Origin of the sequence: Streptomyces sp. SS1-1 (genome assembly GCF_008973465.1) — a bacterium.
GTDB lineage: Bacteria > Actinomycetota > Actinomycetes > Streptomycetales > Streptomycetaceae > Streptomyces.
This window is the reverse complement of record NZ_WBXN01000004.1, coordinates 2,472,259-2,489,633: the sequence shown is the minus strand read 5'-3', so window position 1 is coordinate 2,489,633 and position 17,375 is coordinate 2,472,259. Positions and strand designations below refer to the sequence as shown.

At 74.7% G+C, this 17,375-nt stretch carries 17 protein-coding genes; 7 read left to right on the top strand and 10 right to left on the bottom strand.

What is annotated here, in order from left to right; translation table 11 throughout:
* Positions 1-51 precede the first annotated feature (51 nt).
* Positions 52-1,329, bottom strand: a complete 1,278-nt coding sequence (locus F8R89_RS12520) for an MFS transporter (RefSeq protein ID WP_151788096.1) — start codon at positions 1,327-1,329, stop codon at positions 52-54.
* Between the two features lie 261 nt (positions 1,330-1,590).
* Positions 1,591-2,685, bottom strand: a complete 1,095-nt coding sequence (locus F8R89_RS12515; RefSeq protein ID WP_151784048.1) for a mechanosensitive ion channel family protein — start codon at positions 2,683-2,685, stop codon at positions 1,591-1,593.
* A 326-nt stretch (positions 2,686-3,011) separates the two neighbouring features.
* Between F8R89_RS12515 and F8R89_RS12510 the strand changes: the two genes are divergently transcribed.
* The gene (locus tag F8R89_RS12510) at positions 3,012-3,548 is read left to right on the top strand and encodes an HNH endonuclease (RefSeq protein WP_019760491.1); all 537 of its coding nucleotides are present in this window, start codon (positions 3,012-3,014) and stop codon (positions 3,546-3,548) included.
* A 48-nt stretch (positions 3,549-3,596) separates the two neighbouring features.
* On the opposite strand, the gene F8R89_RS12505 is transcribed toward F8R89_RS12510, so the two are convergent.
* The 5 genes from F8R89_RS12505 to F8R89_RS12485 are packed head-to-tail and all read right to left on the bottom strand — an operon-like array spanning position 3,597 to position 7,758.
* Complete coding sequence (locus F8R89_RS12505; protein ID WP_151784047.1) at positions 3,597-4,196, bottom strand: hypothetical protein; 600 nt, start codon at positions 4,194-4,196, stop codon at positions 3,597-3,599.
* Positions 4,193-5,524, bottom strand: a complete 1,332-nt coding sequence (locus F8R89_RS12500) for a hypothetical protein (RefSeq protein WP_151784046.1) — start codon at positions 5,522-5,524, stop codon at positions 4,193-4,195. Before F8R89_RS12500 ends, F8R89_RS12505 begins: the two co-directional genes overlap by 4 nt.
* Positions 5,521-6,282, bottom strand: a complete 762-nt coding sequence (locus F8R89_RS12495) for an ABC transporter ATP-binding protein (protein ID WP_225994378.1) — start codon at positions 6,280-6,282, stop codon at positions 5,521-5,523. The genes F8R89_RS12500 and F8R89_RS12495 overlap by 4 nt, the downstream gene beginning before the upstream one ends.
* 28 nt (positions 6,283-6,310) lie before the next feature.
* Complete coding sequence (locus F8R89_RS12490; protein WP_151784045.1) at positions 6,311-7,162, bottom strand: zf-HC2 domain-containing protein; 852 nt, start codon at positions 7,160-7,162, stop codon at positions 6,311-6,313.
* The gene (locus F8R89_RS12485; RefSeq protein ID WP_151788094.1) at positions 7,159-7,758 is read right to left on the bottom strand and encodes an RNA polymerase sigma factor; all 600 of its coding nucleotides are present in this window, start codon (positions 7,756-7,758) and stop codon (positions 7,159-7,161) included. Before F8R89_RS12485 ends, F8R89_RS12490 begins: the two co-directional genes overlap by 4 nt.
* A gap of 175 nt (positions 7,759-7,933) precedes the next feature.
* Here F8R89_RS12485 and F8R89_RS12480 point away from each other — a divergent pair, with 175 nt between their 5' ends.
* The 3 genes from F8R89_RS12480 to F8R89_RS12470 are packed head-to-tail and all read left to right on the top strand — an operon-like array spanning position 7,934 to position 10,680.
* Entirely contained in the window at positions 7,934-8,194 is a 261-nt protein-coding gene (locus F8R89_RS12480; protein WP_151784044.1) for a hypothetical protein, read from the top strand.
* On the top strand, positions 8,195-10,354 hold the full coding sequence (gene malQ, locus F8R89_RS12475) for a 4-alpha-glucanotransferase (RefSeq protein ID WP_151784043.1): 2,160 nt from the start codon (positions 8,195-8,197) through the stop codon (positions 10,352-10,354).
* Between the two features lie 50 nt (positions 10,355-10,404).
* Entirely contained in the window at positions 10,405-10,680 is a 276-nt protein-coding gene (locus tag F8R89_RS12470; protein WP_151784042.1) for a hypothetical protein, read from the top strand.
* Positions 10,681-10,798: 118 nt separating this feature from the next.
* On the opposite strand, the gene F8R89_RS12465 is transcribed toward F8R89_RS12470, so the two are convergent.
* Together F8R89_RS12465 and F8R89_RS12460 are read right to left on the bottom strand one after the other, a co-directional pair.
* Complete coding sequence (locus F8R89_RS12465) at positions 10,799-11,377, bottom strand: TetR family transcriptional regulator (RefSeq protein ID WP_151784041.1); 579 nt, start codon at positions 11,375-11,377, stop codon at positions 10,799-10,801.
* Between the two features lie 44 nt (positions 11,378-11,421).
* Positions 11,422-11,922, bottom strand: a complete 501-nt coding sequence (locus F8R89_RS12460) for a DUF1203 domain-containing protein (RefSeq protein WP_151784040.1) — start codon at positions 11,920-11,922, stop codon at positions 11,422-11,424.
* A 112-nt stretch (positions 11,923-12,034) separates the two neighbouring features.
* Between F8R89_RS12460 and pepN the strand changes: the two genes are divergently transcribed.
* Positions 12,035-14,614 carry an aminopeptidase N gene (gene pepN, locus F8R89_RS12455; RefSeq protein ID WP_151784039.1) on the top strand — a complete coding sequence of 860 codons (2,580 nt, stop codon included), beginning with the start codon at positions 12,035-12,037 and terminating at the stop codon, positions 14,612-14,614.
* A gap of 70 nt (positions 14,615-14,684) precedes the next feature.
* Here the strand turns inward: pepN and F8R89_RS12450 are convergent, their stop codons facing one another.
* Positions 14,685-15,701, bottom strand: a complete 1,017-nt coding sequence (locus tag F8R89_RS12450; RefSeq protein WP_151784038.1) for an aspartate-semialdehyde dehydrogenase — start codon at positions 15,699-15,701, stop codon at positions 14,685-14,687.
* Between the two features lie 339 nt (positions 15,702-16,040).
* On the opposite strand from F8R89_RS12450, the gene F8R89_RS12445 reads away from it, so the two are divergent.
* Both F8R89_RS12445 and F8R89_RS12440 read left to right on the top strand, forming a co-directional pair.
* Positions 16,041-16,598 (top strand): RNA polymerase sigma factor, encoded by a 558-nt coding sequence (locus tag F8R89_RS12445; RefSeq protein WP_383652308.1) that lies wholly within the window; start codon positions 16,041-16,043, stop codon positions 16,596-16,598.
* A gap of 1 nt (position 16,599) precedes the next feature.
* On the top strand, positions 16,600-17,358 hold the full coding sequence (locus F8R89_RS12440) for a hypothetical protein (RefSeq protein ID WP_151784036.1): 759 nt from the start codon (positions 16,600-16,602) through the stop codon (positions 17,356-17,358).
* Positions 17,359-17,375: the final 17 nt, after the last annotated feature.

The window sequence follows — 17,375 nt, the reverse complement described above, 5'->3', positions numbered from 1 at the left end:
AGCCGGTGGGGAAGGCGGAGTCAAGGGATTCCGTCCGGCGAAACGCGCTCGTCACCTGGGGACGTCGGGCCGCCGCGCGTCAGGGGCCGGAGCGCCGGGACGCGGGGCGGCGGGCGTCCGCTCGCGCCAGGGCAGCAGCAGCGGTGTCGCCAGCAGCAGGACACCGGCGAGCGCGATCGCGGCCCGGGGGCCCGTCAGCATCGCCAGCACGCCCCACAGCGCGGTCATCGCGGCCGTCACCGTCTTGCTCGTGACCGACCACGCCGTCAGGGTGCGGGTCACCCGGTCCGGCGGGGTCCCCTCAAGGCGCCGGGTGGCGAGCACCGGGGTGAACACCGCGGAACAGGTGATCAGGCCGAACTCCACGGCCATCACCAGCACCAGACCGGCCGTGCCCGGCCCCACGAAGGCCAGGCCCACCGGCCAGCAGGCGCGCAGCGTGCCGGCCACCAGCAGCACCCGGCGCTGCCCGTGCCGGGCGACCAGCCGCCTCGACAGCCGGGAGCCCAGCAGACCGCCCAGGCACGGCACGGCGAAGGCCAGCCCGTACTGCCAGGGCGTGAAACCGAGGCGGCCCAGCATCAGCACCGCGAGGAGCGGGGACGCCACCATGATCAGGGCGTTCCCCAGCACCGTGTTGAGGAACAGCGGGCGCAGCTCGGCATGGCCGAGGATGTGCCGCCAGCCCGCCCGCAGATCGTCCAGCCGTGACCCTCGCACGCCCTCGGGACGCTCGGGGCGCTCGGGATGCTCCTCGGTCCCGCCGACCGCCCGGAGCCCCAGCGCGGACAGCAGATAGCTCGCCGCGTCCGCCAGGACCGTGGCCACCGGCCCGAACACCCCGATCGCCACACCCCCCAGGGGCGGGCCCAGCGCGGTCGCCGTCCAGGCCGTCGCCTCGAAGCGGCTGTTGGCCGCGAGCAGGTCCTCCGGCGGCAGCAGCGACTTCAGGAACGCCCCGCTCGCCGCGCCGAACGTGATGTCGGCGGCGGCCGTCAGCACCGACACCACCAGCAGCTGGGCAAGGCTCAGCACGTCCAGCGCGTACGCCACGGGCACGCTCAGCAGCGCCGCGCAGCGCAGCAGGTCCGCCCCGACCATCACCGGCCGCTTCGGGCGGAACTCGACCCAGCCGCCGAGCGGCACCGCGAGCACCGCGCCCACCGCGAGGCCCGAGGCCGCCAGCAGGGCCACCTCGGTCGGCCCGGCGTGCAGCGCGAGGACCGCGATCAGCGCGAACGCGTCGAAGGCGAGGCGTGTGCCGAACGCGCTCACCGCGTACGCGGCCCACAGCCAGCCGAAGCGCCGCCCGAGGGACCGCTCGCCCACCGTCTTCACCGCCGCCGCCCGCCCTCCGTCGCCCCCGGCATCCAAGCCAGTCCGGCCCACCGGGGCAAACCGGCCGCTCACACCGCACCGGAAACCGGCCAGGCCGGCGGGCGAGGCGGCCGTCAACGGCAAGCGGCTCGCCCCGGCGCGCGGCGCGGCGCCTGCCGCGGCGGTGGCAGGCCGGTCCCGCGGGCCTGTCCCCCGGGCCGGGGGCACCCGCCCGGGGACGCGGGGGATGCGCCGCGCCCCGCCCGTGGGGCGCTACTTCGTCACGCTGGGGGGCGTCAGGGGGGTGGCCGCCTGGGACTGGGGGGAGCTGGTGCTGGCGTAGGCCGAGGGGGCCGCGACGGTGGCCGTGGGGTCGGGTGCGGGCGCGTCGTCCGGGGCCGGTGCCGGGCGGCCGATGATCGGGATGTCGGCGGCGTCGAAGGCGCGCTTGACGCGCCAGCGCAGCTCGCGCTCCACCGTCACGGACTTGCCCGGCATGGTCTTCGCGGACAGCCGCACCACCATCGAGTCCAGCGACACGCTGTCCAGGCCCAGCACCTCGACCGGCCCCCAGAGGAGCTCGTTCCACGGCTCCTCCTTCGTCATCTTCTCGGCGACCTCGTCGAGGGTGGCCTTGATCTTGTCGAGGTCCTCGTCGGCGCGGACCGTGACGTCCACCGCGGCCATCGACCAGCCCTGCGACAGGTTGCCGATGCGCTTGACCTCGCCGTTGCGGACGTACCAGATCTCGCCGCCGTCGCCGCGCAGCTTCGTCACCCGCAGGCCGACCTCGATGACCTCGCCGGAGGCGACACCCGCGTCGATCGTGTCGCCGACGCCGTACTGGTCCTCCAGGATCATGAAGACGCCGGACAGGAAGTCGGTGACCAGGTTGCGGGCGCCGAAACCGATGGCGACGCCCGCGACACCGGCGGACGCCAGCAGCGGGGCCAGATCGATCTCGAAGGTGCCCAGGACCATCAGGGCGGCGGTGCCCGCGATCAGGAAGCTGGCCACCGACCGCAGCACCGAGCCGATCGCCTGCGAGCGCTGCCGGCGGCGCTCGGCGTTCACCAGCAGACCGCCCAGCGACGAGCCGTCCACCGCCTGTCCGGTCCGGCTCATCCGGTCGATGAGCTTGGTGATCGCGCGGCGCACGACCACTCTCAGGACCGCCGCTATCACCACGATCAGCAGGACGCGCAGACCGATCGCCAGCCAGGTCGACCAGTTCTGCTCGACCCAGGTGGCGGCCTCGGCCGCGCTCTCGTGGGCGTCCCGGATCGAGGGGACCGCCGGGATCGTCGTCTCCGAGGGGGCCGGCGACGGCGTGGAGTCGGCGGCCGGCAGGACGGCGGGCAGGGACACAGCGGGTACCTCCAGTGCAGCGGCCCGCCCCGCCGGCAGTGGTCAAGGTCGGCCAAGGTCACGAAAAGGTCACCGGCGGGGCAGGCCCACCACACTATCGGGGCATCGCGTGCACATCGTCTCCATGTTCGGGGGAGGAAGGCCGCTCACGTGGGGATGAACTGGTGGGATGAACCGTTCATCGCTCTGGGGAGGCATCGGATGTGGTCGAAAACACTCCCAGCCCGTTACCGGGACATGGTGGCGCCATCACCAGGCATGAGGGGAAACTGACTACAGATCGTCCCGGCGCGAGCCACGCGCCGCCGACGCCCAAGGAGGCATCCGTGCCGCATGTCCTGGTCCTCAACGCGTCGTACGAGCCGCTCGGCGTCGTACCGCTCCGCCGCGCGCTCGTCCTCGTCCTCGAGAACAAGGCCGTATGCCTCGAGGAGTCCGGCGCCTATCTGCACAGCGCAACCGTCACCGTCCCCGCACCCAGCGTGGTCCGGCTCAAGCGATTCGTGCGCGTCCCCTACCGGGGGCCCGTTCCTCTCACCCGCAGGGCGCTCTTCGCGCGCGACGGGGGCCGGTGCATGTACTGCGGTGGCGTCGCAACCAGCGTCGACCACGTCATCCCGCGCAGTCGCGGGGGCAAGCACGTCTGGGACAACGTGGTGGCGTCCTGCCGCCGCTGCAACCACGTGAAAGCCGACCGCCATCTGTTCGAGATCGGCTGGCGGCTGCGCCACAAACCGGCTCCGCCGACCGGTCTCGCCTGGCGCATCATCGGCACCGGGCACCGTGACCCGCGCTGGTTGCCGTACTTGCAACCGTATGGGGCGGATGACGCCTTGGCCCGGATCGACGGCATTTCCGCCTGAGGTTCCGGGCCTTCGCGTATCCCGGCGCACGGGGGCGCGGCTCCCTCCTCAGGGAGTTCCGCGCGCCCCCATCGCCGTGTACGCGCCGCCGCCCACGGCGAACAGCACCGCGGCCGTCGCCCACGCGCCGCCGCCGGCACCGGGCTCCAGCAGCCATGCCCAGGCGGGCAGCGCGGTGCCCCGCAGCCCCGAGACCCCCATGTACATCGCGCTGACATAGCCGAACACCGGCAGCCAGCTCAGCCGCGCGCCCAGGACGACCGCCGCGCCCGCCGTCAGGCCGACGCAGCCCAGGACGTTGCGGACCATGGCGGGCGGGCCGAAGGTCTGCGCGCTGGACAGGACGGCGAGCGGAAGCAGCGAGGCGGCCAGCGCCGTCAGGCACAGCAGATGGGTCAGGCGCCGGCGCCACCAGGGGCGCACCGCCGCACGGTCCAGTTCCTCCGAGGCGGAGTGCAGGCCGGCGCCGATGGCCGTCGCGGCCACCAGCGGTGCCAGGGCCACCACCGGCACCCTGCGCTCCGGGTCGAGGTAGGAGTCCAGGGAGTGGGCCGCCCACACCGCGAGCACGGTGGTCGCGGCGAGCGTGGCGACCGTCTGCGGGACGGCCCGGGAGCGGGCGTAGAGGGTGATGCCGGTGCTGGTCACAGGGCCGGCACCCCGCTCGGGTCGCAGTCGCCGGCCGTCGCGAAGTACTCCGACAGCCACTCCCGGCGCTCGTCCCGCGCCATCCCCAGCAGCCGGGCCCGGGCCCGCTGCCCGGCCTTCAGCTCGGCACGGTCGGCCGGGGAGCCCTGGGCGGCCAGGTCGTCGAAGTGCCTCTCCTGCGGGTTCGGGGCCAGGTAGTGCTCCACGGCGGCGTCCGTGCGGGCCACGGCGGGGTCCAGGCGGTCGCAGTCCGCACGGCCGACGAGGGCCATCCCGGCCTCCCACGCGTACTGCTCGGGCTCGGTGAGCTGCCCGCGCACGACCGACCGGCCGAGCGGGACGACCATCGGGAGCTCGGCCTCGCCGGCGCGCGGGCGGCCCGCGCGGTCCTCGAAGCGCACGGGGACGTGGTCCATGCCCTCCAGACGTCCCGTCAACCCGGACAGGGCCTCGGTGATCCGCGGCAGCAGCTTCTCGTACCGGGCGTTCACACACACCTGCGGGGTCGTGGAGGTGTCGCAGACCTGGCGCCCGGCGACCGGGTTGGCGCGGGTCGGCCCGCCGGACTGGACCAGGACCACCGCGGCGGCCGTCGCGCAGGCCAGCGGCACCAGGGCGAGGGCCCGGCGGCGTGCGGTGAGGGCCAGGACCGCGGCGGCGGCGAGCCCGCCGACCCACAGCACCGACACCCACGGCTGCCACCACACCGGCACCCGGTCGACCGGGGTTCCGGTCAGCGGGGACAGCGCGGACCAGGCGTTGTCGTGGTCGTAGGACAGGAAGCCGAGCACGGCGTACCCGGCCGTCGCCAGCACCGGGGCCGCGAGCCGCCAGGCCACGGCCCGGCCCACCACCTGGCCCGCGAGCGCCGCGCCGGCCAGCAGGAGCGAGTCGGTGAGCGGGACGAGCAGGTGGGGGCTGTCCCCGGTGGCGCAGTACCAGGTGGCCAGCAGCGCGCACCCGGCGGCGACGAGGTGCCCCACCGCCACCCAGAGGGCGACCGGCACCGCCGACGCGAGGAAGCGGGGCAGCGCGCCGCGTACGGCGGTCTCCAGCAGGTCGCCGGTCCCGCGCCGGCGTTCCCGTCCGCCCTGCCAGCAGCCCGCGGCCAGCGCCAGCGGGATGCCGAGCAGGACGGCCGCCGCGTGCGTGTGGTCCCGGGTCTCCGCCCAGCCGCCCTGCCAGCTCTCCGCGGGCACGGCGAGGGCGACGGCCAGCGTCAGCAGGACGGCGGCCCCGGCGAGCGGGGCGAAGCCGGTGCGGAACTCAGGGCGCAGGGGAGCGGCCCCGGCGGCCGTCGCGGGCTTCCTCTCCAGGAGCGTGGTCATCGGGCCGCCACCTCCCGGTGGGCGCGCAGGGCCGCCGTGTAGCCGCGCTCGATCGGGTGGTCGCCGACGCCGTCCGAGGCGGCCCCGAGGGCGGTCAGCGCCTCGGGGGTGCCGCGGTAGGCGAGCCGGCCCCCGGCGATGAGCGTGACCTCCGTGCAGGCCGCGGCCACGTCCTCCACCAGGTGCGTGGAGACCAGGACCGTGGCCGACGCGCCGAGTCCGCGCAGCAGCTCGCGGAACTCCACGCGCTGCTCCGGGTCCAGGCCCGCCGTGGGCTCGTCCAGGAGCAGCACCGCCGGGTCGTTGACGATGGCCTGGGCGATGCCGACGCGGCGGACCATGCCGCCGGACAGCGTCCGGATCTTCGCGTCGATCCGGTCGGCCAGCCCCACCCGGGCCACGGCACGCTCCACGGCGGCCGGTGTCCCCGCCGCGGGCATCTCCTTCAGCCAGGCCATGTAGGCGACGAACTCGCGCACGGTGAAGCCGGGGTAGTAGCCGAAGTCCTGCGGCAGATAGCCGAGCCTGCGGCGGACCTCGGTGCGTCCGCGCGGGTCGGCGATGTCCTCGCCGAGCATCCGCACCCGGCCGCCGGTCGGGGCGGCGACCGTGGCGAGCACCCGGATCAGCGAGGTCTTGCCCGCGCCGTTCGGGCCGAGCAGGCCGTGCACGCCCCGGCCGAAGCCGAGGTCGAGGGAGTCGAGGGCGACGGTTTTGCGGTGCCGGACATGCAGACCGGCCACCTGAATGGTGGTCAAGGGAGCTCCAAAGCCTTGAGGAGTGGGGTCAGTGCCGTTCGAGGCGGTCGTACGCCGTGCGCCGGGCCGCCAGCAGGGCCGCGCACAGCGCCGCCGCCACCGCCCAGCCGCCCTGCGCGGCGGCGCCGCCGACGTACAGGGAGAGCCGCTCCGACAGATGCCGGGACACCGCGCCGTCGGGGGCCGCCAGCACCGGGGCGAGGACGGCGCACAGCCAGCCGCCGCCGGTCACCGCCGTCGCCGCGCGCAGCCCCAGCCAGCCGCCCAGGGCCAGCGCGGCCAGCGTCAGCGTGAGCCCGGGCAGCAGCCAGGCGGCGGCGCCCGGCGCCCCCGACGACGGCACGACGACCCCGGCGAGGGTCAGCAGCGGCAGGCTCACCGCGAGGACCACCGCGGTGCGCACCAGCGCCAGCCGCAGCCCCGCCGACGGGGTGGACGCGGCCAGCTCGTGCAGCGGGTCGGCGTGGCGGCCGTACGACAGGGCCACCCCGGCGACCGGGACGACCGGCGCGACGGCCAGCAGCAGGGGGCGGGCCGCCGAGAAGCCGGCGACGTGCGCGAGCAGCACCGCGCCGAGTGCCACGAGCAGGACGGCGGGCAGCCAGGCGCCGCGTACGGCGGGGGCGACGGCCCACAGGAGACGGGGGGCGCGCAGCGGCCGGGGCTCGACCAGTGGAGCCCGTGGTGCCGCGGCCAGTACCGCCTGCCTGAGGTCCGCCAGGACCGGTCCCGCCGCCGTGGCCCGCACCGCCCGCGACACCCGGCCCGCGCAGGAGGCGCAGGACTCCAGGTGCTTCTCCAGGGGCCAGGCGTCGGCGTCGGGCAGGGAGCCGTCGGCGTAGCCCGCGATCAGGTGGTCGGGTGCGTGCCGGCCGGTCATGCCGGGCCTCCCATCGGGGACGGGGCCAACTGGGCGAGCGCGGCCCGCAGTTCGGCGCGGGCGCGGGTCGACCGGGACTTGACGGTGCCCTCGGGGATGCCGAGCAGCCGGGCCGTCTCACGGGTGGTCAGCCCGTCCACCACCGTGGCGCGCACCACGTCCCGCAGCTCCGGGGAGATCCGGGTCAGGGCGGTGCCGACGTCGCCGTACTCCAGCCCCGTCAGCACCCTCTCCTCCGCGGAGGGCGCGGACGGGGCCGGTCCGGCGCCGGCCGGGGTCGCGTCGATCGGCGTGGTCTCCAGCCGTCCGGCCCGCTGCTGCGCCCGGCGCGTGTCGACCAGGCGGCGGGCCGCGATCGTCCACAGCCAGCCGCCCGCCTCCTCGCCGCGGTGCGCCCCGGCGGACCGCCACACGGTGACGAAGGTGTCCTGGAGGACCTCGCGCACCACCTCGGGGTCCGCGCAGCGCCGGGTGAGCCGGGCGTGCAGCCAGCCCGCGTGCCGGTCGTACAGGGTGGCCATCGCCGCCGGATCGCCGGCCGCGACGGCCCGCAGGAGGGCCCCGTCCCCCTCGTCCTTCTCCCGGTGGCCCCCCATGGGGCGGAACAGTCTCACACCCCGTCTATCGACGGCCCCGGCGCCGCCGGTTCGCGAACGGGCGACGGAATGAGATGTGACCCAGGCCACGTTGTCCTGGAGAAGACGTCTGCCCTCGCGCCCGCTGGGTAGGGCTGCCCTATCCCGCCGTCGTACCGAGACCCCAGGAGGCCCCGTGCCCACCGCACCGGCCCTGTCCAAACCTGAGGCGCCCTTCGCGCCCGACACGCACGCCTGTGTCTTCAGCGCCGAGGGCGCCTGCGCCGCCACCCCCCTCACCAGCGAACCACCGCTCCCCGACGCCGAACCCCTCACCAGCGAGCCGCCCCTCGCCGACGCCGTCCCCCTGACGAGTGAAGCCGCCTACTGGGACATGGACGTGGATCCGGGTAGGGACACCGGTATGGACATGGACATGAGCGCCCCGAGGCCGTAGATGACACAGACGCGGTCGGCCGACATCCCTGCCGAAGGGTCCGGACAGCTTCAGGACCCGCCCTCCGACGATCTGTCCCGGCTCGCCGACCTGCACGGCGTCGCCCCCTCCTACCGGCCGGCCCCCGACCGTACGGTCACGGCCTCCGCCACCGCCCTCACCCGCGCGCTGACCGCCCTCGGCGTCGACACCAGCACCCCGGCCGCCGTCGCCGCGGCCCTCGACGCCCGCGAACGCGCCCTGCGCGAGCGCCTGCTGCCCCCGACGGTGGTCTGCTGGAGCGGCACCGCGCCGCGCGCCCTCGACGCGCTGCCGCCCGGCACCCGGCTCACCGTCACCACCGAACAGGGCGAGACCCACGAGGGCACCGCCCGGCTCCCACCCGGTGTGCACCGGCTGACCGCGGCCGCGCCCGACGGCCGCACCGCCCGCAGCCACCTCGTCGTCGCCCCGCCCCGGCTGCCCGCACCCCCCGGACGGTCCTACGGACTCCTCGTCCAGCTCTACTCCCTGCTGTCCCGCCGCTCCTGGGGCATGGGCGACCTCGGCGACCTGGCCGCCCTCGCCGACTGGGCCGGAGGCTCGCTCGGCGCCGGCTTCGTCCAGGTCAACCCGCTGCACGCGGCCGTACCGGGACCGCCCACCGACCCGTCCCCGTACCGGCCCTCCTCCCGGCGCTTCCCCGACCCGGTGCATCTGCGGGTCGAGGACGTCCCCGAGTTCGCCCGGGTCGCGGACCGCGACCGGGTGGCCGCCCTGCTGGAACGGGCCGCCCGCCTGCGCGAAGGGGTGCTGGAGAAGGGCGCGCTGATCGACCGGGACGCCGTCTGGGAGACCAAGCGCGCGGCGCTCGAACTGGTCCTCCAGGTGCCGCTCGACCCCGTCCGGCAGGACGCGTACGCCGCCTTCCTCGCCCGCGAGGGACGGGCGCTGGAGGACCACGCCACCTGGTGCGCGCTGGCCGAGGTCCACGGCCCGCGCTGGCGGCGCTGGCCGGCCGGGCTGCGGGACCCCCGGTCCGCCGAGACCGCCCGCGCCCGGAGTGAACTGGCCGCCCGCGTCGACTTCCACCGCCGGCTCGCCTGGCTCACCGACACCCAGCTGACCGCCGCCCAGCGGACCGCGCGGGAGGCGGGGATGCCCGTCGGGATCGTCCACGACCTGGCCGTCGGGGTGCATCCGGACGGCGCGGACGCCTGGGCCCAGCAGGAGTACTTCGCGGCCGGGATGTCGGTCGGCGCGCCCCCGGACGCCTTCAACGCGCGCGGCCAGGACTGGGGGCTGCCGCCCTGGCGCCCGGACCGGCTGGCCGCGTCCGGCTACGAGCCCTACCGGACGCTGCTGCGCGGTCTGTTCGGGCACGCGGGCGCCCTGCGCATCGACCACGTCATGGGGCTGTTCCGGCTCTGGTGGGTGCCCGAGGGGGAGCCGCCGACCGAGGGCACGTACGTCCGCTACGACGCCGAGGCCATGCTCGCCGTGCTGGTGCTGGAGGCGTCCCGCGCCGGAGCCGTCGTGATCGGCGAGGACCTCGGCACCGTGGAGCCCGGCGTCCGGGAGCGGCTGCGGGCGCGCGGGGTGCTCGGCACCTCCGTGCTGTGGTTCGAGCGGGACTGGGAGGGCGACGGCCGCCCGCTGCCGCCCGAGTCCTGGCGCGCCGACTGCCTGGCCACCGCCACCACCCACGACCTGCCGCCCACCGCGGCCCGCCTCACCGGCGAACACGTCGAACTGCGCGACCGGCTCGGCCTGTCGACCCGCCCGCTGGCGCAGGAGCGCGCGGAGGCGGCGGCCGATGCCGCCGAGTGGCTGGAGCTGCTGTCCCGGCTCGGGCTGACGGACGACCAGGACGGCGAGGACGGGCGGAGTGGCGCAGTCGGTGAGGAGGCCGGCATCCGGGCCGTGCACCGGTTCCTGCTGCGCACCCCGGCCCGGATGGTCGGCGTCTGGCTGCCGGACGGCGTGGGCGACCGCCGCCCGCAGAACCTGCCGGGGACCTGGGACGAGTACCCCAACTGGCGCCTGCCGATCGCCGACGCGGCCGGCCGGCCGGTCACCCTGGAGGAGCTGACGGCCTCGCCGCGGGTCCGCGCGCTGCTGGAGGTGCTCCGCGAGGACACGGCCCGGACCGGCCCCCCGGCCGGCGCCGGAGGCCCGTGACGGCACCCCCGGACGCGCGCGCCCCGGCGGCGTTCGGTACTTTTGGGCCCGTGGACAAGAAGAACGCCCTGCGCGCCGGCGCCCTGGCCTCCGGTACGACGCTGATGATGCTGCTGATGTCGTCCCCCGCCCTCGCGCTCACGCGCGACGACGGCGACGACCCCGGTCAGGGCCTGAGCGTCATCGAGACGCTCTCCCTGTACGTGATCGCCCCGATCGTGATCTTCGCGGTCATCACGGGCCTGGTCATGGTGCTGGACAAGTCGCACAAGAAGAAGGACCCGACCAGCTCCAACATCACCACCAAGGCCGACGCGACGGCCTGACGCGAGCTCTTCCGAGTCCGCCGCGCGCTTGCCGAGGGCGCCGGTCCCGCTCCGGGTACGCATGGGCGTGCGCCGGCCGGGGCCGGCGCCCTCGTGCGTCGGGCCCCGGGTACCGCCGCTACGCCGGGTGCGGGGCGGTCAGGTACCGCTGCACCGTCGGCGCCAGCCAGGCCACGATCTCCTCGGGGGACAGGGCCACCGCCGGCGGGAAGCGCAGCACATAGCGGGTGAGCGCGAGGCCGAGCAGCTGTGAGGACGCCAGCGCGGCCCGCGCCGGGGCCTGCTCGGGGTCGGGGCAGACCCGCCGGGCCAGCGGCAGCAGCTGGCCCGCGAAGATGCCCTGCATCCGCTCGGCCCCGGCCTCGTTGGTCGCGCCGACCCGCAGCAGGGCCGTGAGCACCTCGTTCTTCTCCCACATCGCGAGGAAGTGGGTCACCAGCGCCTGTCCGGCCGTGTCGCGGCTGACGGACGCCGGGTCCGGCAGCTCCAGGTCGATCGCCACGGCCGCCGCGAACAGGCCCTCCTTGTTGCCGTAGTAGCGCATCACCATCGAGGGGTCGATGTTCGCGTCGCGGGCGATGGCGCGGATGGTCGCGCGGTCGTAGCCGTCGGCGGCGAAGCGCTCGCGGGCCGCCTCGAGGATCGCGGTACGGGTCGCGTCGGAGCGGCGGGGGGTCCGGGGCGTGCTCTCGTTCATACCAACAACCGTAGGCCAACATGCATGGGCCAACAAGTGTTGACTTACAAGTCGGCCCGCTCGGCCCCCGCGGAGTGCCTGCGGACCTCGTACAGGAAGCAGCCGTACTCCACGGCCCGCACATGGACGAACTCCACCGCCGGATCGGCGAAGGCCCGCGCGAACGCCGCCTCGAAGGCGCCCGGCTCCACCAGCTCGCCGCCGAGGATCCGCCCGTCCGCCGCGTAGCGGCGCACGACCCGGTGCGCCTGGTCGAAGGGGAGCACGCCGGAGGCGGGGCCGCCGCACTCCCCGGCGTGCACGAACACCGGTCCCTGCTCGTCGTAGGGGCCCGGATCGACGCCCGCGCCGGCCGCCCAGCGGCGCAGCGGGGCGTACGAGACGAGGGCGACGCGCTCGCCGGGCTCGCTGCGGCGCAGGCAGCAGCGCAGGGGCGCGCCGCCCTCGTCGTCCGGCCCGGGAACCGTCCCGCGTCCGGCGTCGTCGATGGAGCGCAGTTCCTTCAGGACCGCCGGACCGATGGCATGGATGAGGAAGGTCGTCATGGGCCCAGCCTGGCGTGCGCGGACCCCGCCCACCGGCGGCCGGCGGACATCGCGTTCCGGCCAGGTCCCATGGAAGGATGGCCGAACCCACACATATCGAGGAGATGACCGCGTGCCTGGCACAAACCTGACCCGCGAAGAGGCACAGCAGCGGGCGAAGCTGCTCACCGTTGACTCGTACGAGATCGATCTCGACCTCTCCGGCGCGCAGGAGGGGGGCACGTACCGGTCCGTCACGACGGTGCGTTTCGATGTCGCGGAGAACGGCGCCGACTCCTTCATCGACCTCGTGGCACCGACCGTCCACGAGGTGACCCTGAACGGAGACCGGCTCGACCCCGGCCAGGTCTTCCAGGACTCCCGCATCACCCTGCCGGGCCTGCTCCAGGGACGCAACGTCCTGCGCGTCGTCGCGGACTGCGCGTACACCAACACCGGCGAGGGCCTGCACCGCTTCGTCGACCCCGTCGACCAGCAGGCCTACCTGTACACCCAGTTCGAGGTGCCCGACGCCCGGCGCGTGTTCGCGTCGTTCGAGCAGCCGGACCTGAAGGCCACCTTCCAGTTCACCGTGAAGGCGCCCGAGGGCTGGACGGTCATCTCCAACTCGCCGACGCCCGAACCGCGGGACAACGTCTGGACGTTCGCGCCGACGCCCCGGATCTCGACGTACATCACCGCGCTCATCGCCGGCCCGTACCACTCCGTGCACAGCGTGTACGAGAAGGACGGCCAGTCCGTGCCGCTCGGCATCTACTGCCGCCCCTCCCTCGCGGAGTACCTCGACTCGGACGCCATCTTCGAGGTCACCCGGCAGGGCTTCGACTGGTTCCAGGAGAAGTTCGACTACGCCTACCCCTTCGAGAAGTACGACCAGCTCTTCGTCCCGGAGTTCAACGCGGGCGCCATGGAGAACGCGGGCGCGGTGACCATCCGCGACCAGTACGTCTTCCGCTCCAAGGTGACCGACGCGGCGTACCTGGGCCGCGCCGAGACGATCCTGCACGAGCTGGCTCACATGTGGTTCGGCGACCTCGTCACCATGGAGTGGTGGAACGACCTCTGGCTGAACGAGTCGTTCGCCACCTACACCTCCATCGCCTGCCAGGCGCACGCCCCCGGCACCCGCTGGCCGCACGCGTGGACGACGTTCGCCAACCAGATGAAGACCTGGGCGTACCGGCAGGACCAGCTGCCCTCCACGCACCCGATCATGGCCGAGATCCGCGACCTGGACGACGTCCTCGTCAACTTCGACGGCATCACCTACGCCAAGGGCGCCTCCGTCCTCAAGCAGCTCGTCTCCTACGTCGGCCAGGACGAGTTCTTCCGGGGCGTGCAGGCGTACTTCAAGCGGCACGCCTTCGGCAACACCCGCCTGTCCGACCTGCTCGGCGCCCTGGAGGAGACCTCCGGCCGCGACCTGAAGACCTGGTCGAAGGCATGGCTGGAGACGGCCGGCATCAACGTCCTGCGCCCCGAGATCGAGACCGACGACAACGGCACGATCACCTCCTTCGCCATCCGCCAGGAGGCCCCGGCGCTGCCCGCCGGCGCCAAGGGCGAGCCCACCCTGCGCCCGCACCGCATCGCGGTCGGCCTCTACAACCTCGACGAGGCGTCCGGGAAGCTCCGCCGCGCCGAGCGCCTCGAACTGGACGTCGACGGCGAGCTGACCGCCGTGCCGCAGCTCACCGGCACGCCCCGCCCGCAGGTCGTCCTGCTCAACGACGACGACCTGTCGTACGCCAAGGTCCGCCTGGACGAGCGGTCCCTCGCCTTCGTCACCGAGCACCTCGGCGACTTCGACTCCTCGCTCGCGCGCGCCCTGCTCTGGGCGTCGTCCTGGGACATGACCCGCGACGGCGAACTCGCCACCCGCGACTACCTCTCCCTCGTCCTGTCGGGCATCGGCAAGGAGTCCGACATCGGTGTCGTGCAGTCGCTGCAGCGCCAGGTGAAGCTGGCCATCGACCTGTACGCCGCCCCGGCCGCCCGCGAGGCGCTGCTCAACCGCTGGACGGACGCCACGCTGGCCCATCTGCGCGCGGCCGAGCCGGGCAGCGACCACCAGCTGGCGTGGGCGCGCGCGTTCGCGGCCACCGCCCGCACCCCCGAGCAGCTGGACCTGCTGGAGGCCCTGCTGGACGGCTCCCAGACGATCGAGGGCCTGACCGTCGACACGGAGCTGCGCTGGGCGTTCGTGGAGCGCCTGGCCGCCGTGGGCCGCTACGACGAGCCGGAGATCGCCGCCGAGTACGAGCGGGACCGCACGGCCGCCGGTGAGCGCCACGCGGCGACCGCCCGCGCCGCCCGCCCGAGCGCCGAGGCCAAGGCCGAGGCGTGGGCGTCCGTCATCGAGTCCGACAAGCTCCCGAACGCCGTCCAGGAGGCGGTCATCGGCGGCTTCGTCCAGACCGACCAGCGCGAGCTGCTCGCCCCGTACACGGAGCGGTACTTCGAGGTCGTCAAGGACATCTGGGACTCCCGCTCGCACGAGATCGCCCAGCAGATCGCCGTCGGCCTGTACCCGGCGCTCCAGGTCTCCGAGGAGACCCTGCGCAGGACCGACGCGTGGCTGGCGGAGGCCCAGCCCAACGCGGCCCTGCGCCGGCTGGTCTCGGAGTCCCGCTCCGGGGTGGAGCGGGCGCTGAAGGCCCAGGCCGCGGACGCGGCGGCCGAGCAGCGGTAACCGCTCCCGCCCATGGCGAAGGGGCGCCCACCGCGACCGGTGGGCGCCCCTTTCCGTGCCGGCGTGGCCGTCAGGCCTTCAGCTCGGCCGCGACCAGCTCAGCGATCTGCACCGCGTTCAGCGCGGCGCCCTTGCGCAGGTTGTCGTTGGACAGGAACAGGGCGAGACCGTGCTCGACCGTCTCGTCCTGCCGGATCCGGCCGACGTACGACGGGTCCTGGCCGGCCGCCTGCAGCGGGGTCGGGACGTCGGTGAGGGCCACGCCGGGCGCGCCCGCCAGCAGCTCCTTGGCGCGCTCCACGCTGATCGGGCGGGCGAAGCGGGCGTTGACCTGGAGGGAGTGGCCGGAGAAGACCGGGACGCGCACACAGGTGCCGGAGACCTTCAGCTCGGGGATCTCCAGGATCTTGCGGGACTCGTGGCGGAGCTTCTGCTCCTCGTCGGTCTCGTGCAGGCCGTCGTCCACGATCGAACCGGCCATCGGCAGCACGTTGTACGCGATCGGCGCCACGTACTTGTTCGGGGCGGGGAACTCCGCCGCCGAGCCGTCGTGGGTCAGCTTCGGCGCGTCGTCGCCGACCTTCTTGACCTGCTCGAACAGCTCGTCCACGCCGGCGAGACCCGAACCGGACACCGCCTGGTAGGTGGCGACCACCAGGGCCTGAAGGCCCGCCTCGGCGTGCAGCGGCCGCAGCACCGGCATCGCGGCCATCGTGGTGCAGTTCGGGTTGGCGATGATGCCCTTGGGGCGGTCCGCGATGGCGTGCGGGTTCACCTCGGAGACGACCAGCGGGACCTCGGGGTCGCGGCGCCACGCGGAGGAGTTGTCGATCACCACGGCGCCCTGGGAGGCGACCTTCGGGGCCAGCGCCTTCGAGGTCGCGCCGCCCGCCGAGAACAGGACGATGTCCAGGCCGGAGTAGTCGGCCGTCGCCGCGTCCTCCACCGTCACGCCGTCCAGGACCGTCCCCGCCGAACGGGCCGAGGCGAACAGGCGCAGCTCGGTGACCGGGAAGTCGCGCTCCTTGAGGATGCTGCGCATGACCGTGCCGACCTGACCGGTGGCTCCGACGATTCCGACCCTCACGGCGACTCCTTCTGAGTGGCTTGTCTGTCTCTGCTGCATGGCCGAGGCCTTTCCATCATGCGTCCGACCTCGGGCGACCTGTCCAATTCTTTGCCCAGGATGCCCACGACATGGGACGCCGCGGGACCGCCGCCCGGCTCCAGTTGTTCCGCTCACACCCGTGCTGAGCTGGAAGAACCGGCCCGGAGGCGGCCCCGCGCCGCAAGCTCGCCTGCCCACCGCCCCCACCGCTACGCGAAGGTGTGACGTACGCCTCTGTTCGGTGCCGGGAAAACGGGGGACCGCGCCGAACGTTTCCGTGCCCTCCGGCGTCATAGGCACAACACGGCGAGGGGAGGGGTGGCTGTGCTGCGCAGAAAGGCCCGCCGCGGCCAGGGGGGCGGTGCCGTCCGGGACACGGACGTCCTGGACGACCCGCTGGACGCGGCCCAGGAACGCCGGGTGCGGGCGGTGCTCGCACTGGGCGGGGTGCCGCAGGCGGACCTGCCGGACGGGGTGCAGCAGGTCCGCCTGCGGCTGCTGGAGCGGGCCGCCGGCGGCCACGAGGCGCCGCGTGACGTGTCCGCGTGGGCGGCGGTCGTCGCCTCCAACCTGGCGATGGACTGGCACCGGGCCCGCAAGCGGCAGGAACGCCTCGGCGAGCGGCTCGCCGCGCTGCGCCAGCCGGTGGCGCACCCCTCCGGCGAGGAGACCAGCCTGCTCTCCCTCGCCGTCGCGCGCGGCCTGGACGAGCTGCCCGACATCCTGCGCCAGGTGGTGGTCCTGCGCTTCTTCGCCGATCTGCCGGTGCGCGGGATCGCCGAGGAGCTCGGCATCCCCGAGGGCACGGTCAAGAGCAGGCTGCACACGGCGGTACGCGCGCTGCGGGCCCGCCTGCACGAGGACGAGGTGGTGTGACGTGTCCGCCGAACACGACGGGGTCGACGCCCTGATGACCGCGATCACCGGCGACCCGCTGCCGCCCGGCGCCCGCGAGGACGCCGCCTTCCTGGCCGAGCACCGGGCCGCCGAAGCCGACCTGGCGGTGCTGCGCGAACAGCTCGGCGTCATCGGCCGCGCCCTCGCCGAACCGCCCCCTGTGGCCCCGGCTCCCGCCCCCGCCCCCGCCCCCGTACGGCCCGTGCGCGCACCCGCCCGGCCCCGGCGCCGGGCGTTCACCCTGGCTCTCGGCGGGCTGGCGGTGACCGCCGCCGCCTCGGTGATGGCCGGCCTGGGCTGGCTGATCGCCGGCGGGGCGGGCGAGGGCGACAGCGCGAGCGCGGACGCCGGCTCGGCGGCGGAGAAGCAGTCCGACGCGGCCGCCGCCCCGGCCTTCGGCAGCCCCCGCTACCTGGCCTGCTCCCGGCTGGTCGCCGAGGGCGAGGCCACGGCCGTCGAACGGCTCCCCGGGACGAGCACGGTGCGGATCACCCTGCGCCTGACCCGCACCTACCACCCGGACGGGGACGCGCCGGGAAAGGAGCCCGACCCCGAGCAGGTGTTCGTGGTGGACGACAGCGTCGTCCCCGGCCTCCGCGCCGGCGACCCGGTGCTCGTCGGCGTCCCGCGCGACGCCCGGCAGCCGGACTTCTGGGCCGTCGGCGAGCGGGACATCGCCCCGGAGCGGGCGGGGATCACCGCCGCGCTGCCCGAGGCCCGCGGGCTGGTCTGCGGATGACGAAGGGGCGGGCGCCC

Coding starts and splice junctions, on each gene's coding strand:
- malQ (WP_151784043.1), top strand. CDS start 8,195: ATGACACAGACGCGGTCGGCCGACATCCCTGCCGAAGGGTCCGGACAG.
- F8R89_RS12500 (WP_151784046.1), bottom strand. CDS start 5,524: ATGACCACGCTCCTGGAGAGGAAGCCCGCGACGGCCGCCGGGGCCGCT.
- F8R89_RS12490 (WP_151784045.1), bottom strand. CDS start 7,162: ATGACCGGCCGGCACGCACCCGACCACCTGATCGCGGGCTACGCCGAC.
- F8R89_RS12465 (WP_151784041.1), bottom strand. CDS start 11,377: ATGAACGAGAGCACGCCCCGGACCCCCCGCCGCTCCGACGCGACCCGT.
- F8R89_RS12485 (WP_151788094.1), bottom strand. CDS start 7,758: ATGGGGGGCCACCGGGAGAAGGACGAGGGGGACGGGGCCCTCCTGCGG.
- F8R89_RS12460 (WP_151784040.1), bottom strand. CDS start 11,922: ATGACGACCTTCCTCATCCATGCCATCGGTCCGGCGGTCCTGAAGGAA.